Raw genomic sequence first — 16,719 nt, 5'->3', positions numbered from 1 at the left:
GGCGGAGCATGACGCGGCCCGAAAACCGCGTCACGCTTTTCGGCGTCATGCTCTCAACGTGCCGCCGGTCTTCTTCGTGACCTCGGCCACGATCTTCGCGGCCACGGCCTCGATCTCCTGGTCGGTCAGCGTCTTCTCGCGCGGCTGGATCGTCACCGCGATGCCGATCGACTTCTTGCCGTCGTCGATGCCCTTGCCCTCATAGACGTCGAACACAATGACGCCGGTGATCAGCTTCTTGTCGACGCCTTGCGCGGCGCGCACGATGTCGCCGGCCTTCACAGCGCGGTCGACGATGAAGGCGAAGTCGCGCGACACAGGCTGGAACGCCGACAGCTCGATGAGCGGCTTGGCGCGTGTCGGCTTCTTTTTCGCCTCCGGAATCCGGTCGAGGATCACCTCGAACACGACAACGGGGCCGTCGGCGCCGAGCGCTTCCAGCGCGCGCGGATGCATCTGGCCGAAATGGCCGAGCACGTTCTGTGGTCCGATCTGGATCGTGCCGGATCGGCCCGGATGCAGCCAGGCTGGACCGCCGGCGACGATTTGCAGAGCCTGCATCGGCGCGCCGGCTGCGGCCAGCACCGCGAGCGCATCGGCCTTGGCGTCGAACACATCGGCTTGCGCCGAGCCCGACCAGTGCCGCCCCAGCCCGTCCGACGAAGCGAGGCCCCGGCGCACACCGCTCGCCGCCACGAACTGGTCTTGCGGGCGGTCACCCCTGAACACCTGTCCCACCTCGAACAGCATGACGTCGCCATAGCCGCGATTGGCATTGACCTGCGCGGCTGCGACCAGTCCCGGCAACAGGCTTGGGCGCATGTCGGAGAGGTCGGCGGCGATCGGGTTCGCGACTTCGAGCTCGCGCTGGCCGCCGCCGAACAATTGTGCCGCCGGCTTGGTGATGAACGACCACGTCACCGCCTCGATCATGCCGCGGCTCGCCAGCGCCCGCCTTGCGCGACGGGTGCGAAGCTGAAGCGGCGTCAGCACCGATTTGCGCGCGTCCTCGCCGCGCTCGAACGGCGTCATCGGCACCTTGTCGACGCCGTAGATGCGGACGACTTCCTCGACGATATCGGCCTTGCCGTGCACGTCGGTGCGCCATGACGGCACCGCGACCTTCACCACCGGGCCCGGACCCGCCATCATGAAGCCGAGCCGGCTCAGGATGAGCTTCATCTCGACCTGCGGCACCTCGATGCCGGAGAGGCGCTTCACCTCGGTGAGCGGGAAGTCGATGATGCGGTCGTCGCCAAAGGCGTTGCCGACCACGACGTTCTCCGACGGCGTGCCGCCGCACAGCTCCATCACCATCTTGGTGGCAAGCTCGAGCCCGGGCACCATGAATGCCGGATCGACGCCGCGCTCGAAGCGATAGCGCGCGTCCGAATTGATGCCGAGCTTGCGGCCGGTCTGGGCGACGTTGATCTCGTTCCACAGCGCCGATTCGATCAGCACGTCGGTGGTGTTCTCATCGCAGCCCGAGGCTTCGCCGCCCATGATGCCGGCAAGGGATTCGACGCCCTGCTCATCCGCGATCACGCAGATCGACGGATCGAGATTGTAGGCGCGGCCGTCGAGCGCGAGCAGCGCCTCGCCCGCGCGGGCGCGGCGCACCACCAGATTGCCCGCGACCTTCTTGGCGTCGAACACGTGCAGCGGGCGCGCGCGGTCGTAGGTCATGAAGTTGGTGATGTCGACCAGCGCGTTGATCGGACGCAGCCCGATCGCGGTCAGCCGCTTCTGCAGCCATTGCGGTGACGGGCCGTTCTTGACGCCGCGCACGAGGCGCAGCGCGAACCCCGGACACAGCGCGGCATCCTCGACCGTGACCTTCACCGGGCAGGGGAATTCGCCCTTGACCGGCTTGATCGAGGGATCTTTGAACTTGCCCATGTCGGCAGCTGCGAGATCGCGGGCGATGCCGTGTACGCCGGTGCAGTCCTGTCGGTTCGGCGTGAGGTTGATCTCGATCACGGGATCGCCGAGCGCGGCCCATTCGGCGTAACCCGCGCCGATCGGCGCGTCTGCCGGCAACTCCATGATGCCGTCATGGTCGTTGGAAATCTGCAGCTCGGCCGCCGAGCACAGCATGCCGCGGCTCTCGACGCCTCTGATGGTGCCGACGCCGAGCGTGATGTCCTTGCCGGGAATGTAGGTGCCGGGCGCCGAGAACACGCTGACGAGGCCGGCGCGCGCATTCGGCGCCCCGCACACGACCTGAACCGGCGCGCCGCCGTCCCCGGTGTCGACCATGCAGACGCGCAGGCGATCGGCGTTGGGATGCTGCTCGGCCGAGATCACCTTCGCAATGGTGAACGGCTTCAGCACCTTCGACTTGTCCTCGATGCTCTCGACCTCGAGCCCGATCATGGTGAGCTTGTCGGCCAGCTTTTCCAGCGGCTCGTCGGTGTCGAGATGATCCTTCAGCCAGGAGAGGGTGAATTTCATGGCTTTTTTTTCCCCACGGAGACGGTCTGCTCCCTCTCCCGCTTGCGGGGGAGGGCTGGGGTGGGGGCTCTCTCCGCGATGGTAGTCGCGATGGTTTCGAGAACGCCGCCACAATTGGTCGTGATGTCGAGATTGCTGAAGCGGATTACTTTGAATCCCTTCGCCTCGATCGCCGCTGAGCGACGAGCGTCGGCGCGCTCGCCTTCATCCGAGAAGTGTTGGCCGCCATCGAGCTCGATGACGAGCTTGGCCGCGTGGCAGATGAAATCGGCGACGTAGCGCTCGATTGGCACTTGGCGGCGGAAGCGCGCGCCATTCAGCCGGTTGCCGCGCAGCTCTGACCACAGGATGCGCTCTGCGTCAGTCGAGTTGCTTCTGAGCGCACGTGCGTTGGCGCGCAGTTTGGCCGACACTTTCCAGTCCGGATGCTTGGGATCGACCATTGGCAGCCCCATTGCGGAGAAACCCTCTCCCCAACCCTCCCCCGCACGCGGGGGAGGGAGCTCGACCTGTCGAGCGGGCAGAGAATGTGTACCCATGAAACAGAGGCCACGCCCTCGCTCCATCCGTTCCCTCCCCCGCTTGCGGGGGAGGGTCAGGGAGAGGGCTGTCTCCGCGAAGGGAACGGAGAGAATCTGCGTGAGAGCGAGCGTCACGAGCTCAGCCCTCCCGCCAGCGTCGGCACCTCCAGCGGCTTGAAGCCGTAGTGGTCGAGCCAGCGGACGTCGCTGTCGAACAGCTGGCGCAGATCGGCGATGCCGTATTTCAGCATGGCGATGCGGTCGATGCCCATGCCCCAGGCGAAGCCCTGGTACACGTCGGGATCGATGCCGCAGGCGCGCAGCACGTTCGGATGCACCATGCCGCAACCGAGGATCTCCATCCAGTCCTCGCCTTCGCCGAAGCGGATCTCGTTCTTGTCGCGGCGGCACTGCAGGTCGACTTCCAGCGACGGCTCGGTGAACGGGAAGAACGACGGGCGGAAGCGCATGTTGAGGTGGTCGACCTCGAAGAACGCCTTGCAGAACTCGTGCAGGATCCATTTGAGGTGGCCGAGATGGGACCCCTTGTCGATGACGAGGCCTTCGACCTGGTGGAATTGCGGCGTGTGGGTCGCGTCCGAATCGATGCGATAGGTGCGGCCCGGGCAGATCACGCGGATCGGCGGCTTCCGGGTCAGCATGGTGCGCACCTGCACCGGCGAGGTGTGAGTGCGCAACAGCATGCGCGAGCCGTCCTCCTTGGGATGGAAGAAGAACGTGTCGTGCATCTCGCGCGCCGGATGACCTTCGGGGAAATTCAGCTTGGTGAAGTTGTAATCATCGGTCTCGATGTCTGGACCTTCGGCGACCGAGAAACCCATGTCGGCGAAGATGGTGGTCAGCTCGTCCCAGACCTGGCTGAGCGGATGGATGCGGCCGGCCTCGGCCTGCGCATCGCGCAGCGGCAGGGTGACGTCGACGGTCTCGGAGGCCAGCCGCGCATCGAGCGCTGCCGACTTCAGCACGTCACGCCGTGCGGCGAGCGCCTCGGTGACCTTGTCCTTGGCCTGGTTGATCGCCGCGCCTTGCGTCTTGCGTTCGTCGGGCGACATCTTGCCGAGCGTGGCGAGCAGCGCCGAGATCGAGCCCTTCTTGCCGAGGGCTGCGACGCGTACGGCTTCAAGGGCGGCTTCGTCGCCCGCGGCGGCGATCTGGTCGAGGATGGACGTTTCAAGCGTTGCGAGGTCGGACACAGGCAAATCCTTGGCTCCAAATTCGGCTGGGTTGTCGCCGCCCGAAGGCCGTAACGTCAAGCAAAAAGCCGGTCATTTCGGCACCTCGAACGGCTGGGTTGAACCTCGCGCGGGGGCCCGGCACCAAGGGAGGATCAAGAGGAGACCTGCGATGCTTTCGAAACGCGATCTGGCTGCCCTGGCCATCGTTCTGTCCGTCGCCGCCACGCCTGCGCGCGCCATGGTCTGCATGGACAAATCCATGACGCTGGACGAGGTCGCGGACACCATCAGCAGCCGGAAGAGCTGCGAAAGCGCGATGAAGGTCTTTAGGGATTGCGAACTGACGGCGAGCGGCGATGTTCAGCTCGGTGCCGCCGTCGAAAAGAAATGCGAGGCGGACTTCAAGCCTGGCCTCAGTGCTGCGCAGACCCAGGCGTACAAAGGCGAGATGCACGCATGCGACGTCAAGTACCGGAACAAGTCCGGCACCATGTATCTCTCGTTTACGGCATTCTGCCGGGCGGAGGTGGCCCAGCGTTACTCGCAACGCGCGCTGAAGGCTGCGGGCGCGAACGCCCGCTAGCGCTGGCGCTATCAGGCCGCGAGAGCGGCCTTGGCCTTCTCGGCGATCAGCTGGAACGATGCGGGCTCGTGGATCGCGAGATCCGAGAGCACCTTGCGGTCCACGGTGATGCCCGACTTGGCGAGACCGTCGATAAATCGGCTGTAGGTCAGGCCGAACGGACGGACAGCGGCGTTGAGACGCTGGATCCAGAGCGCGCGGAAGGTGCGCTTCTTACGCTTGCGGTCGCGGAAGGCGTACTGCTGGGCCTTCTCGACGGCCGGCTTGGCGGCGCGGATGGTGTTCTTGCGGCGGCCGTAGAAGCCCTTGGCGGCCTTGTAGACTTTCTTGTGCTTGGCGTGGGCGGTCACACCGCGTTTGACGCGAGACATGACGAAATCCTTCAGAGATGACTTGGTTTTTCGGATCGCCGCGCATTAACGCGGCGCAGATGGCAATGATCTTCGACGATCTTGGACGCGATCAGGCGTTCGGCAAGAAGTACTTCTTGACGTTGTCGCCGTCGGTCTTGAACAGCACAGCGGTGCCGCGAAGCTGACGGATCTGCTTCTTCGTCCGCTTGATCATGCCGTGACGCTTGCTGCGATGGGCGAACATCACTTTGCCGGTGGCAGTCACCTTGAAGCGCTTTTTAGCGCCCGATTTGGTCTTCAGCTTGGGCATTTGGCTCTCCTAATGGCCACAGAATTCCGCCCGCAAAGGCGGCTGGCCGTCAAAAATGCTCGTTAGAGCGTTGATTGTGCTCAGGTTTTGCGAATAAGCGCATAACCCGCACGAAACACCGCCACGGCAGCCCTTAATCAGCCGGGCGATGAAGGCTGGGCTTATGACAGAGGAAAGGCCGGATGGCAACGATGAACCGCGGGAACCGCCGCGCCGACTATTTGGAGTTACCCATTATTCACGCCGTCCCGTCCGGAGCAGGACCAAAATGGCCCATTTTTCTCAATCGATTTTGTCTGTTGTGGTCAATCCCCGCCACCTCGCGTTGTTCGCGGTGGTTGCCGCGGCCGTTATTCCCTCGACCGCCGATGCCCGCATCGGCGGCTATGACGGCGTCTGGAATGTCACTTTCGCCACCACCCGCGGCGCCTGCAGCTCGGGCTATAGCGTCCCCTTCACCGTCACGGGCAGCCGCGTGTCCTCCGCCGGCGGCGGCCGGGTCTCCGGCACGGTCAATCGCGGCGGCGCCGTCGCGGTCGCGGTGTCGGTCGGCGCCTCCCATGCCACCGGCGGCGGCCGTCTCGGCGGCTTAGCCGGGGCCGGATACTGGAGAGGGGTCATCTCCGGCGACCAATGCAGCGGCACTTGGCAGGCTTCGCGAGCCTGAAAACACAAACGGCCCGCCGGACAATCCGGACGGGCCGTTGAATTCTCGGCCTTGAAAAGCTGCGCTCAGCGCGGCGCCAGCACCATGACGACCTGGCGGCCTTCGAACCGGGCGTCCTGCTCGACCTTGGGCGAGCTCCGCGACGTCGGTCTTGATCTTGTCCAGCAGCTTGGTGCCGATTTCCTGGTGCGCCATTTCGCGGCCGCGATAGCGCAGGGTGATCTTGACCTTGTCGCCTTCTTCGAAGAACCGCAGCATCGCGCGCATCTTCACGTCGTAGTCGTGGTCGTCGATCATCGGGCGGAGCTTGATCTCCTTGATCTCGACCGTCTTCTGACGCTTGCGGGCCTCGGCGGCTTTCTTCTGGGCGGAATACTTGTACTTCCCGTAGTCCATGATCTTGCAGACGGGAGGGCTGACATTTGGCGAAATCTCAACCAGATCCATGCCGGCTTCCTGGGCCATCTTGATGGCAAGCATGGTCTCGATGATGCCTTTGTTCTCACCGGCCTGATCGATCAGCTGGATCTGCGCGTTGCGAATATCATCATTGATGCGCGGCCCATCTTTGCTGGCAACGGGCGGGGCTCTATTGGGACGGCGAATGGGTGGTTCTCCAACATTGTGAAAGGAAGCGGCTATTTTGCAGGAAGATGCTGATGGCGGCAAGCAAGTCGCCGTTGCGAGCACCGAAAAACCCTCAAATGCGAGGCATTTTGGCCACGCTTTTCGGCACGGTGCACGACATAGACACCTTGCCCCTGTTCCGCAAGCGTCCCAAAGGGACAATAGCAATATTGGGTTGCTTCGCGAACGCGCCCGAACAGCTCAAACCGCACAGCCGGAGTAAACGTTCCATGACCACAGCAATTCCCGATGCCGTGCTCGACTTCATCGAGGTGGGTGAGGGCGCGTCCGCGCGCAGGATCGCGGTGCGCCACCGTACGGGTCAAGGATCTGGCCAAGGTCCCGGCGTGATCTGGCTCGGCGGTTTCAAGTCGGACATGCAGGGCGGCAAGGCAGTGGCGCTGGATGCCTGGGCCGCAGAGCATGGGCGTGCCGCCGTCAGGTTCGACTATTCCGGGCACGGCGAATCCAGCGGCGAATTCGCCGATGGAACCATCGGCAGCTGGCTCGAGGACAGCGTCGCGGTGTTCGAGCGGTTCTGCGCCGGTCCGCAAATCCTGATCGGCTCCTCCATGGGCGGCTGGATGGCGCTGCTGCTGGCGCGCGAGATCAGGAAGCGTCAGGAGAAGGCGCAAGCCAAGGCCTCGCTCGCGGGCCTCGTGCTGATCGCGCCGGCGCCCGACTTCACGGAAGAGCTGATGTGGAAGACCTTCTCGCCCGCGGTGAAGAAGGAAATCGAAACCAAGGGCTTTTGGCTCAGGCCATCCGAATATGGCGACGGCACGCCGTATCCGATCACACGCAAGCTCATCGAGGAGGGCCGCAACCATCTCGTGCTCGGCAGCGCCATCGATCTCGGTTGTCCCGTCCGCATCCTGCAGGGTTCCCAGGACCCTGACGTCCCGTGGCAGCATGCATTCGCGCTGACGCATCGGCTGCCGGCTGACGACGTCGTGCTCACGCTGATCCAGGACGGCGACCATCGCCTGTCCCGTCCGCAAGACATCACGCGCATTCTTGCCGCAGTGGCGGAGATCGGGTGATTGTTCTCTTCCTTCTCTCCTTGCGGGAGCGGTGATCGACGACTGGTTTGTCGCACGGCCACGGATTTCCGATGGGACATCAAGGGAGAGGGAGCGCAGCGGAGCAAACTGCTGATGTCTGTGACTCCAGCTAAGGCGGCGGTGGTTTCGCCATCGGCTTGCGTTGCGCCAGCGCGGCGACGGTCGCGGTGCCGATCGGGCCCTTCTCGTCGTAAAGCCAGCATTCGCCGATCGCGACGCCATCCGTGGCTTGATGGTTGACCACGTCGAAACCGATCCAGTTCGTCACCGGCAATCGGTGCAGATAGATCGTCACGTCGCTGTTGATATAGCCGAGCCCCTTGTCGCCGGCATTGGCAAATGGGCTTGCGAAATCGGCACCTGTGGCGACGTGGACGAACGGCGTCATCCGCACGCCTGCAACGAGCTCGCGCACCTCACTCATCCAAAGTCGCCGCGGCCCGAGCGAGCCCATATGGCCGACGATGGGTCGCGTCGTCCATTTGCCGTTCATGCCGAGCCGGGGATCGGTCGGCTTTGGAATCTCCGATGGCTTCGGCACGTCCCAGTTCGGCGGCGACCAGACATTGCCGTCAGGATTTTGCGTCCGCCGCAACAGCTGGCACGAAGCACGCGCCATGCTGACGCCGCCGGAGACAAACTCGGCTTCCACAACGCGGATGCGCAGGCCGTCTCGCACCAGCCGGGTCGTCACTTGGATCGGCTTGTCGATGGTCGGCAGCCGAAACATGTCGACTGTCAGCCGCGCCGGCACGAATTCTGGGCCCGAATGGCGCTCCTCGATGGCAAAGCCGAGCAGGCCGATGATGACGCGGCCGTGCAGCGATTTCGGATCCCAGGGGCCATTGGCCACTTCCGTCGGATGGAATGTATCGCCGTCGCGGGTGAAGAAAGGGATGCTTGTTGTCATGATCGGCGACTTTGCGGGAATGGGTGGGGAAATCAAGGGCGGCGAGCGCGAGAGCTAGGACGCGGCTTGCCACTCCAGACGAACGTTCTCATCGTGCTCGTTGCTCAATGCAGCTCTCTTCATCGCTTCGAGCTCATCGCGAGGCAGCAACTGCGCCAGCGCCCACACCGCAGCCCCGCGCACCAGCGGGCTCGCATCGTCAAGCAATCGCCGCGCTGCCTCCGCCAGTGCGGCCTCGCCGGAATTGCCGATCGCGATCAGCACGTTCCGCACAAAGCGGTCACGGCCAATCCGCTTCACGGGCGATTTCGTGAACAGCGCGCGAAATGCGGCATCGTCGAGCCGCGAAAGCTCGGCCAGACCAGGCGCACGCAATTCATCACGCGCAGCGAGCTTGGCCTCGCGTCCCTCCTGCGCAAACTTGTTCCAGGGACACGCGGCGAGGCAATCATCGCAGCCATAGATACGGTTGCCGATGGCCTTGCGGAATTCCGGCGGGATCGGTCCCTTGTTCTCGATGGTGAGATAGGAGATGCAGCGCCGCGCATCGAGCTTGTACGGCGCGGGAAATGCCGCGGTCGGGCAGATCTCGAGACAGGCCCGGCACGAGCCGCAATGATCGATCTCGGCGGGATCGCGCGGCAGCTCGAGCGTGGTGTAGATCGCGCCGAGGAACAGCCATGAGCCGAATTCGCGCGAAACGAGATTGGTGTGCTTGCCCTGCCAGCCCAGATGCGCGGTCTGCGCCAGCGGCTTCTCCATCACCGCCGCTGTGTCGACGAACACCTTCACTTCGCTCGGCGCGATCGCAACCAGCCACCGCGCCAGTGCCTTGAGCCGCTTCTTGATGAGGTCGTGATAGTCGTCGCCCCTCGCATAGACCGAGATCGCCCCACGCGTGCGCTGTTGCAGGATCGCGAGCGGATCCTGGTCGGGTCCGTAATTGACGCCGAGCATGATGACGCTGCGCACGTCCGCCCACAGCCCGCGCGGATCGACGCGGCGCTCCGGCTGGTTCGCGAGCCAGTCCATGTCGCCATGGCCGCCCGAGGCGATGAATTCGAGGAAGTTCGCGCCGGCCTTGTCGATCGTGCCGGGCTCGGTGACGCCAATGCAGTCGAAGCCGAGCGCGTGCGCTTCGCGCGCGAGCGCCGCCTTCAGTTCAGTCGGATCGGGGTTCAGAAATCCAGGTCCACGTAGGTCCGCGACGCCGGCACGCCCGCCAGCCATTCGCTCAGCAGCGGGCGGAACGACGGGCGGGATTTCACCCGCGCGTACCACGCCTTTGCCGCGTCGTCCTCGCTCCATGGCACGTCGCCCAGATAGTCGATCGCCGAAAGATGCGCCGCGGCGGCGAGATCCGCGTAACTGAGCCGGTCGCCGGCGAGGAAGTTGCGCGTCTGCGCCAGCCAGCCGATATAGGCCAGATGATAGCGCACGTTGGCCTTGGCGGCGCGCATCACGTCCGCCGAAGGCGGGCCGCCGCCATTCTCCTCGCTCATGAAGCGCTTGTAGATGCGCTCGGTCACGAGCGGATGCGAGACTTCCTCGAAGAACTTTTCGTTGAACCAGGTCATCAGCCGGCGCACCTCGACGCGCTCACCGATCGTCTCAGGCATCAGGCGCTTGGGTCCCATTCCGGCCCCATAGGCTTCGTCGACATATTCGGCGATGATGGCCGCACCCGGGATCGGCGGCTGCTCGTCGTCCAGCAGAACGGGCGTGGTGCCGGCCGCATTGAGCAGCAGAAATGCCTCGCGCCGTTCCCAGCTGCGTTCCTCGACCAGTTTCAGCTCGAGCCCGTATTCGCCCGCGATCAGGCGAATGAAGCGCGAATGTGGACAGAACGGATGATGAAACAGCGTAAACATGAAGCCTTTGACTATTTGATGGTGCTTAAGAATCCATCAATGTTTGTGCGGCGCCACAGTAGTCTTTCAAAACCGCGCGGCAAGGGCGCGATAGCGCATTTTGCGATTGCGAGCGAGAGGCGAATAGGCGAGAAGAGCCCCGCTTTTCCAGCGGAAATGGACCGTAAATATGTCAGACGCAATACGGGCAGTGATCCTCGGCATCATCGAGGGTGTGACCGAGTTCCTTCCCGTGTCCTCGACCGGCCATTTGCTGCTTGCGGAGCGCTTCTTCGGCCTCGGCGAGGGCGCATTCTGGGATTCGTTTACCGTCCTGATCCAGCTCGGCGCGATTCTCGCGATCGTCGTGCTGTACTTCAAGAAGCTGTGGGACGTCGCGATCGGCATGTTCACGGGCGATGCCTATGCGCGCCGTTTCGTGGTCGGTCTGCTGGTGGCATTCCTGCCGGCTGTCGTCGTCGGCCTCCTCGCCGGCAAGTATATCAAGAGCCTGCTGTTCAATCCGTGGGTCGTGTGCTTCTCGCTGATCGTCGGAGGCGCCATCCTGTTGTGGGTCGACCGGATCGAGCTCAAGGCGCGCGAGTATGACGCCACGCGATTTCCGCTGCTGATGTACCTCTATATCGGCATCGCGCAGTGCATTGCGATGATTCCGGGCGTTTCGCGTTCCGGTGCCAGCATCGTCGCAGCGATGTTTTTGGGCGCCGACAAGCGCGCGGCGGCGGAGTTCTCGTTTTTCCTCGCCATCCCCACCATGATCGGTGCGTTCGCCTATGATTTCTACAAGAGCCGCGCCGAGATGACGATGGACCACATGGGCATCGTCGCGATCGGCTTCGTGGTGTCGTTCGTCACGGCGATCATCGTGGTGAAGACGTTCCTGGAATACGTCACCCGCCACGGCTTCGTGGTGTTCGCCTGGTGGCGCGTCATCGTCGGCACCCTGGGACTGATCGCGCTGGCGCTCGGCCATTAAGTTCCCGGCAAGTTGCCGACGGGCCTCAACGCAATATCAGCTTTTCGCCGCTAGTCAGTTTCCGGGAGCGGGGCGGCCCGCAGGTGGAGCTGAACGATGACGACTGTCAGCGGCTGGGGGCGCTTCCCGGTCGTCGATACCGAAGTGCTGCGGCCGCGCTCGTTCGAGGCGGTGGCGGACGCCGTCGTCGCCGGCTCGGTGGCGCGCGGCAACGGCCGCGCCTATGGCGATGCCGCGATCGGCACGGTCAGGACCATCGGCATGACCGGGTTCGACAGGATCAGGTGGTTCGATCCGGCGACCGGCCGCATCCGCCTGGAGGCCGGCGTGCTGCTGTCCGACCTGATCGATACTTTTGGCCCGCGCGGCTTCCTGCCCTTCGTCGTGCCCGGTACGCGTTTCGTATCGGTGGGCGGCGCCATCGCCGCCGACGTGCACGGCAAGAACCATCATGGCGAAGGCGGTTTCGGCCGCTATGTCGACAGCATCCTGCTGCGCACGGGTGCAGGCGAGACCATTGAAGTCTCGCGCGAGCAAAATCCCGATGCCTTCTTCGCGACGGTGGGCGGCATGGGCCTCACCGGCGTGATCCTCGAAGCCACGATGCGGCTGCGCCGTGTCGAGACCGGCTGGATCCGCGAGCAAGTGGTTTCCGCATCCGATCTCGATGCCGCGATGCGCGCGCTCGAGGCGAGCGAGTCTGCGACCTATTCGGTGGCGTGGATCGATTGCGTGGCGCGCGGGCGCGATCTCGGGCGCTCGCTGATCTATCTCGGTGAGCACGCAAGCGCCGATGAGCTTGCCGAAGGCGCGGATCGTTTTGCCGTTGGCAAGAAGCCTGGGCTCGCCGTGCCGATCGACCTGCCCGTGATGGCGCTCAACCGCGTCACCGTCCGCGCCTTCAACGAGCTCTATTACCGCATGGGCGCGCGACGTGCAGGCAGCGACCATTTGGTCTCGCTCTATCCATATTTCTTTCCGCTCGACAGCGTCGCCGACTGGAATCGCATCTATGGCCGGCGCGGCTTCCTCCAGCATCAATGCGTGATCCCGGAAGCCGGCGCGCGCGGCGTGCTCGGCGATATCCTCGATCGCGTCTCCAAGCGCGGCGATGCGTCGTTCCTCGCGGTGCTGAAAAAGCTCGGGCATGGCGACGGCCTGCTGTCGTTTCCGCTGCCCGGCTACACGCTGGCGCTGGATTTCCCGGTCAACGGCGACATCCTCAGTTTCCTCGACGAGATCGATCGTCTCGTTGTCGCCGCCGGCGGCCGGCTCTATCTCGCCAAGGACGCGCGGCAGTCGCGTGCGACGTTCGAGGCCGGCTACCCCGCGCTGTCGCGCTTCAAGGCGATTCGCAAAGCGCTCGATCCCGCCGGAAACATCCGCTCCAAGCTTTCACAGCGTCTGTTCGATGAGGTTAGGCCGTGACATCACGCAGGTCAGTTCTGGTGCTCGGTGGCTCCTCCGACATTGGTCGCGCCGCGGCGCGCGCCTTTGCCAAGGCGGGTTACGACGTCGGTCTCGCCGGCCGCGACGTCGCGGCGCTTGAGCCTGACGCCGCAGATCTGCGCGCGCGCTACAATATCGAAGCCGGCCTCTTCAAATTCGACGTGCTCGACGCCGCTTCCTTCGATGGCTTTGTCGCAAGCCTTCCCGCGCTGCCTGACGTCGTCATTTCGACCGTCGGCCTTCTGGGTGTGCAGCAAAATGCCGAGAGCGATCTTGGGCACGCGACCACGATCATGCGCTCGAACTATGAAGGACCATCGCTGATCCTCGGCCTGTTCGCCGAAAGGTTCTTAGCTCGCGGCAATGGCACCATCGTCGGCGTGTCCTCGGTCGCCGGCGATCGCGGCCGCGCCTCGAACTATGTCTACGGCTCGGCCAAGGCCGGTTTCTCCGCCTTCCTCTCGGGCCTGCGCGCCCGTTGCAGCCGCAGCGCCGTGCACGTCGTCACGGTGAAGCCCGGTTTCGTCCGCACGAAAATGACTGAGGGTATGAAGCTGATCGGCCCGTTGACCGTCGATGCGCCTGTCGTCGGCGATGCGATCCTGAACGCGGTCGAGAAGAAGACCGACGTCGTTTATGTCAGTAGCAAATGGCGTCTCGTGATGCTCATCATCAAGACGCTGCCTGAGGCGGTGTTCAAGAAGCTGAAGTTTTGAGCTGTCGCCGACTGACGCTCCCTCTCCCGCTTGCGGGGAGGGACGCGGGAGAGATGAAACCGACTCACACGCCCATGCGCTGGAACTGGCCCTGCGGGCGGAAACGCCAGAGATATTGCGGGGCGATCGCTTCCAGCGAATCCGCCGCGATGCCGAGGCCTTCCAGCGTCAGGCCGGCGGCCTTCGCGGCTTCCGAGACGACATTGTCGCGCTCGAGCAGCGTGACCTGGTCCGGCGTCAACTTGAAGGCACCAGGCGCGAATTGCAGGAAGGCGGCCTTGAGGCGCGCAAGGCCAAACGACAACGGCACCAGCGTCGGCTTGCGCTCGGCGATCGCGACGATGGCCTCGATGATCTCGCGCATCGTCAGCACCTCAGGACCGCCGAGCTCGTAGGTCGCACCCGCCCTGGCCTTGCCGTCGACGGCGTCGGCAATCGCGGTGGCGACGTCGCCGACATAGACCGGCTGCATCTTGGTCGCGCCGCCGATCAGCGGGAGCACCGGCGACATCCGCGCCAGCGCCGCAAAGCGGTTGGTGAACTGGTCCTCGGGACCGAACATCACCGAGGGGCGGACAATGGTGGCCGACGGCACTGCCGCGCTCACCGCGGCTTCACCGGCCGCCTTGGCCTTGGCATAGCGCGACGGCGATTCGGCATCGGCGCCGAGCGCCGAGACATGGATCAGGCCGGCGCCCACGGCCGCCGCCGCCTTGGCGACGGTCTCGGCGCCCTTGGCCTGGACGGCGTCGAAGGTCTGGGCGCCGCCTTCAGTGAGGATGCCGACGAGGTTGATCACGACCTGCGAATCACGCACCGCCGCCTCGACCGACGCCGGATAGCGCAGATTGGCCTGCACGGTGTGGACCTGGCCGACCTTGCCCGAGGGCTGGAGGTATCCGGCCAGTTCCGGCCGCCGCACCGCGACCCTGATACGGTAATCCCGCCGGCACAGCGCGCGGACGACATTCCGGCCCAAAAACCCCGATCCGCCGAAAACCGTGACGAGAGTTTCCAGATTCGATGCCATGGAGGTCCATTCCTGCGGAAGAGTGCGAGATATCAGGCTTGTATCGGGGTGGTGTGCGATGCGCAATCGGCATCCCGAACCATGAATTGACAACGGCGTCACCGAACCGTAGTAACCGCCTCCGTGCCCCAACGGCATGCCCAGGTGGTGGAATTGGTAGACGCGCTGGCTTCAGGTGCCAGTGGCTTAACGGCCGTGAAGGTTCGAGTCCTTTCCTGGGCACCATTTGTCCCTTGGGGCGCAGTCCCAAGGTCGGCAGCGGGGCTCCGTCGGCAGTGCCAATGCGCCCGATGCGCAACAATGTTGCGGTATCAATCCAGGAATCGATTTGCGCTTCGTAAGCCGCCCCTCTTTCATTGCCGCGGCGATCGCAACATTGGTCTCGACGGGTCCGTGAGGATCAGGATTCCGCTCGCCAAAGGGGCTCGAGACGATGGCAACGCGCGGCATCTTTTGATGCAACTGGGTCCTGACCCGGCAGCGCCTGAGGGTCGACTATCCGATGTCACGTAATGTACGCGAGGTCAGACCGTAGAATTTCAGATGAACCCGATTCATCTGCTCGACTGACCCGAAGCCGCATCTGGCCGCAACCGTCTTGAGCGGCAAAGTCGAGGTCCGAAGATGGTGACGTGCCGTATCGGCACGAAGCCGTTTGACCGTCTCGGCGGGCGGCACACCGATCAGCGTTCGATATTTGCGTGCGAATGTTCGCTCGCTCATGCCCGCCTGCGCCGCAAGCACGGGAACGCTCAGGTCGCGGCTGATATTGCCCAAGATCCACTGGTGAAGCTTCGCAAAGGCTCCCGCCTTTTCGTGGTCAATGGTCTCGATGAATTCGCTGAATTGCGACTGGTTGCCGGGTCGCTTGACGTAGAGGACCATCCACTTGGCCGTGACTGCGGCGGCTGCTTCGCCGTGATCGTCAGCGACGAGCGCGAGCGCGAGGTCGATGCCGGCGCTTACGCCGGCGGAACTCCAGATTTTGCCGTCGCGCACATAGATGGCATCGCGGTCGATGGTGACATCGTGGAAGTTCCGTTGGAGCTTGTCGCAATCGGCCCAATGCGTTGTCGCTCGCTTGCCCGCAAGCAGCCCGGCCCGCGCAAGCACGCGTGCACCGTTGCAAACGGAGCAGATCCGCTCCGCCTCGTCCATGTGGCTCCGCAACCAGTCGATCAGGAGGAGGTCCTGCGACGCGGCTTCAACGCCCTTTCCTCCGACCACCATAACCGTCGTTCTGGGCATCAACGCGGACGGCAAAGGCTCAGCCTCGATCGAAAGTGACAAGGAGCCCTGCACCCGAGTGGGACCGGACGACACGACGGAGACCCGGTAATCGATCGGCAGCCCTGTTGCGGCATCCCGCGCATGTTCGCTCGCCGAAAGGAACACCTGCATCGGGCCGGCGAGATCGAGCACTTGGAAGCGCTCAAACGCCAGAAAGACAATATGCCGAGGGGTTGCCGAGGCCGGTGTGAGCATTGGCAGGAAATACGAGAAGTTTGGCAAATATGCCAGTCGCAATCGGCGTAATTCGGATCAGGCTTGAACCGAGCGAGGATGGAAGATGATCTACGAGTTGCGCACCTATCGCACCCTGCCGGACCGGATGCCGGCACTGCTGAAGCGTTTTGAGACGCGGACACTGAAGATTTGGCAGCGGCTGGGCATTCGCCAGCTTGGCTTTTGGCGGACCACGGTCGGACCGTCACACCTTGATCTCGTCTACATCCTTGTCTGGGACTCGCTCGCGGAGCGGGAGCGTCTGTGGGGTGCCTTCGTGGCGGACCCCGAATGGCAGGAGGTCGCCGCTACCTCGGAGGTCGACGGGCCGATCCTCGCGAATATCTCGAGCTCCTTCATGAGCCCCACGAGCTTCTCGGCCCTGCAATAACAGTGGCCTCGGACGGGAGCGTATCGTCTGCGATGTCTCCGGAGCCATCGTCGTGAGGGACACCGGATTCGGTCCCCATCGAGCTGCTTCCAATC

The 16,719-nt window shown here is 64.0% G+C and carries 17 protein-coding genes, 1 tRNA gene and 1 pseudogene; 8 read left to right on the top strand and 11 right to left on the bottom strand.

Annotated elements, in window-relative coordinates; genetic code table 11:
• Nucleotides 1-45: 45 nt before the first annotated feature.
• The 3 genes from pheT to pheS form a co-directional block, all read right to left on the bottom strand.
• Nucleotides 46-2,454 (bottom strand): phenylalanine--tRNA ligase subunit beta, encoded by a 2,409-nt coding sequence (gene pheT / locus ACVWZ4_RS11505; protein WP_456740319.1) that lies wholly within the window; start codon nucleotides 2,452-2,454, stop codon nucleotides 46-48.
• Complete coding sequence (locus ACVWZ4_RS11500; protein WP_456700522.1) at nucleotides 2,451-2,897, bottom strand: endonuclease domain-containing protein; 447 nt, start codon at nucleotides 2,895-2,897, stop codon at nucleotides 2,451-2,453. Before ACVWZ4_RS11500 ends, pheT begins: the two co-directional genes overlap by 4 nt.
• A gap of 209 nt (nucleotides 2,898-3,106) precedes the next feature.
• On the bottom strand, nucleotides 3,107-4,189 hold the full coding sequence (pheS, locus tag ACVWZ4_RS11495) for a phenylalanine--tRNA ligase subunit alpha (protein WP_456740318.1): 1,083 nt from the start codon (nucleotides 4,187-4,189) through the stop codon (nucleotides 3,107-3,109).
• A gap of 151 nt (nucleotides 4,190-4,340) precedes the next feature.
• On the opposite strand from pheS, the gene ACVWZ4_RS11490 reads away from it, so the two are divergent.
• Nucleotides 4,341-4,754 carry a hypothetical protein gene (locus ACVWZ4_RS11490; protein ID WP_456700524.1) on the top strand — a complete coding sequence of 138 codons (414 nt, stop codon included), beginning with the start codon at nucleotides 4,341-4,343 and terminating at the stop codon, nucleotides 4,752-4,754.
• 11 nt (nucleotides 4,755-4,765) lie between these two features.
• Here the strand turns inward: ACVWZ4_RS11490 and rplT are convergent, their stop codons facing one another.
• Together rplT and rpmI are read right to left on the bottom strand one after the other, a co-directional pair.
• The gene (gene rplT, locus ACVWZ4_RS11485; RefSeq protein ID WP_092239381.1) at nucleotides 4,766-5,125 is read right to left on the bottom strand and encodes a 50S ribosomal protein L20; all 360 of its coding nucleotides are present in this window, start codon (nucleotides 5,123-5,125) and stop codon (nucleotides 4,766-4,768) included.
• 91 nt (nucleotides 5,126-5,216) lie between these two features.
• The gene (gene rpmI, locus ACVWZ4_RS11480; RefSeq protein ID WP_007598540.1) at nucleotides 5,217-5,417 is read right to left on the bottom strand and encodes a 50S ribosomal protein L35; all 201 of its coding nucleotides are present in this window, start codon (nucleotides 5,415-5,417) and stop codon (nucleotides 5,217-5,219) included.
• 268 nt (nucleotides 5,418-5,685) lie between these two features.
• Here rpmI and ACVWZ4_RS11475 point away from each other — a divergent pair, with 268 nt between their 5' ends.
• A complete protein-coding gene (locus ACVWZ4_RS11475; RefSeq protein ID WP_456740317.1) occupies nucleotides 5,686-6,084 on the top strand; it encodes a hypothetical protein in 399 nt (132 codons plus the stop codon).
• 65 nt (nucleotides 6,085-6,149) lie between these two features.
• Here ACVWZ4_RS11475 and infC read toward each other — a convergent pair.
• A pseudogene (infC, locus tag ACVWZ4_RS11470) lies at nucleotides 6,150-6,690 on the bottom strand (translation initiation factor IF-3).
• A 251-nt stretch (nucleotides 6,691-6,941) separates the two neighbouring features.
• Between infC and ACVWZ4_RS11465 the strand changes: the two are divergent.
• Complete coding sequence (locus tag ACVWZ4_RS11465) at nucleotides 6,942-7,754, top strand: alpha/beta hydrolase (RefSeq protein WP_456740316.1); 813 nt, start codon at nucleotides 6,942-6,944, stop codon at nucleotides 7,752-7,754.
• A 130-nt stretch (nucleotides 7,755-7,884) separates the two neighbouring features.
• Here the strand turns inward: ACVWZ4_RS11465 and ACVWZ4_RS11460 are convergent, their stop codons facing one another.
• From ACVWZ4_RS11460 to ACVWZ4_RS11450, 3 genes are read right to left on the bottom strand one after another with little or no spacing between them, the layout of a single operon-like run.
• Nucleotides 7,885-8,685 carry an acyl-CoA thioesterase domain-containing protein gene (locus ACVWZ4_RS11460; protein WP_456740315.1) on the bottom strand — a complete coding sequence of 267 codons (801 nt, stop codon included), beginning with the start codon at nucleotides 8,683-8,685 and terminating at the stop codon, nucleotides 7,885-7,887.
• 54 nt (nucleotides 8,686-8,739) lie between these two features.
• On the bottom strand, nucleotides 8,740-9,915 hold the full coding sequence (gene queG, locus ACVWZ4_RS11455; protein WP_456740314.1) for a tRNA epoxyqueuosine(34) reductase QueG: 1,176 nt from the start codon (nucleotides 9,913-9,915) through the stop codon (nucleotides 8,740-8,742).
• Nucleotides 9,864-10,556, bottom strand: coding sequence for a glutathione S-transferase family protein (locus tag ACVWZ4_RS11450; RefSeq protein ID WP_456740313.1), 693 nt, complete (start codon nucleotides 10,554-10,556; stop codon nucleotides 9,864-9,866). Before ACVWZ4_RS11450 ends, queG begins: the two co-directional genes overlap by 52 nt.
• A gap of 169 nt (nucleotides 10,557-10,725) precedes the next feature.
• Here ACVWZ4_RS11450 and ACVWZ4_RS11445 point away from each other — a divergent pair, with 169 nt between their 5' ends.
• The 3 genes from ACVWZ4_RS11445 (at nucleotide 10,726) to ACVWZ4_RS11435 (ending at nucleotide 13,697) form a co-directional block, all read left to right on the top strand.
• On the top strand, nucleotides 10,726-11,532 hold the full coding sequence (locus tag ACVWZ4_RS11445) for an undecaprenyl-diphosphate phosphatase (RefSeq protein WP_456700530.1): 807 nt from the start codon (nucleotides 10,726-10,728) through the stop codon (nucleotides 11,530-11,532).
• Between the two features lie 96 nt (nucleotides 11,533-11,628).
• On the top strand, nucleotides 11,629-12,960 hold the full coding sequence (locus ACVWZ4_RS11440) for an FAD-binding oxidoreductase (RefSeq protein WP_456740312.1): 1,332 nt from the start codon (nucleotides 11,629-11,631) through the stop codon (nucleotides 12,958-12,960).
• On the top strand, nucleotides 12,957-13,697 hold the full coding sequence (locus tag ACVWZ4_RS11435; protein ID WP_456700532.1) for an SDR family oxidoreductase: 741 nt from the start codon (nucleotides 12,957-12,959) through the stop codon (nucleotides 13,695-13,697). The genes ACVWZ4_RS11440 and ACVWZ4_RS11435 overlap by 4 nt, the downstream gene beginning before the upstream one ends.
• 64 nt (nucleotides 13,698-13,761) lie before the next feature.
• On the opposite strand, the gene ACVWZ4_RS11430 is transcribed toward ACVWZ4_RS11435, so the two are convergent.
• Entirely contained in the window at nucleotides 13,762-14,727 is a 966-nt protein-coding gene (locus tag ACVWZ4_RS11430; RefSeq protein WP_456740311.1) for a complex I NDUFA9 subunit family protein, read from the bottom strand.
• A 138-nt stretch (nucleotides 14,728-14,865) separates the two neighbouring features.
• Between ACVWZ4_RS11430 and ACVWZ4_RS11425 the strand changes: the two genes are divergently transcribed.
• Nucleotides 14,866-14,952: transfer RNA gene (locus tag ACVWZ4_RS11425), tRNA-Leu, on the top strand.
• Between the two features lie 270 nt (nucleotides 14,953-15,222).
• Here ACVWZ4_RS11425 and ACVWZ4_RS11420 read toward each other — a convergent pair.
• On the bottom strand, nucleotides 15,223-16,212 hold the full coding sequence (locus ACVWZ4_RS11420; protein WP_456700541.1) for a GlxA family transcriptional regulator: 990 nt from the start codon (nucleotides 16,210-16,212) through the stop codon (nucleotides 15,223-15,225).
• Between the two features lie 85 nt (nucleotides 16,213-16,297).
• Between ACVWZ4_RS11420 and ACVWZ4_RS11415 the strand changes: the two genes are divergently transcribed.
• The gene (locus ACVWZ4_RS11415) at nucleotides 16,298-16,624 is read left to right on the top strand and encodes an NIPSNAP family protein (protein WP_456700542.1); all 327 of its coding nucleotides are present in this window, start codon (nucleotides 16,298-16,300) and stop codon (nucleotides 16,622-16,624) included.
• The last annotated feature ends 95 nt before the right edge of the window (nucleotides 16,625-16,719 follow it).

The organism is Bradyrhizobium sp. USDA 4472 (assembly GCF_054058595.1).
This window is presented reverse-complemented; position numbering and strand designations above follow the sequence as displayed.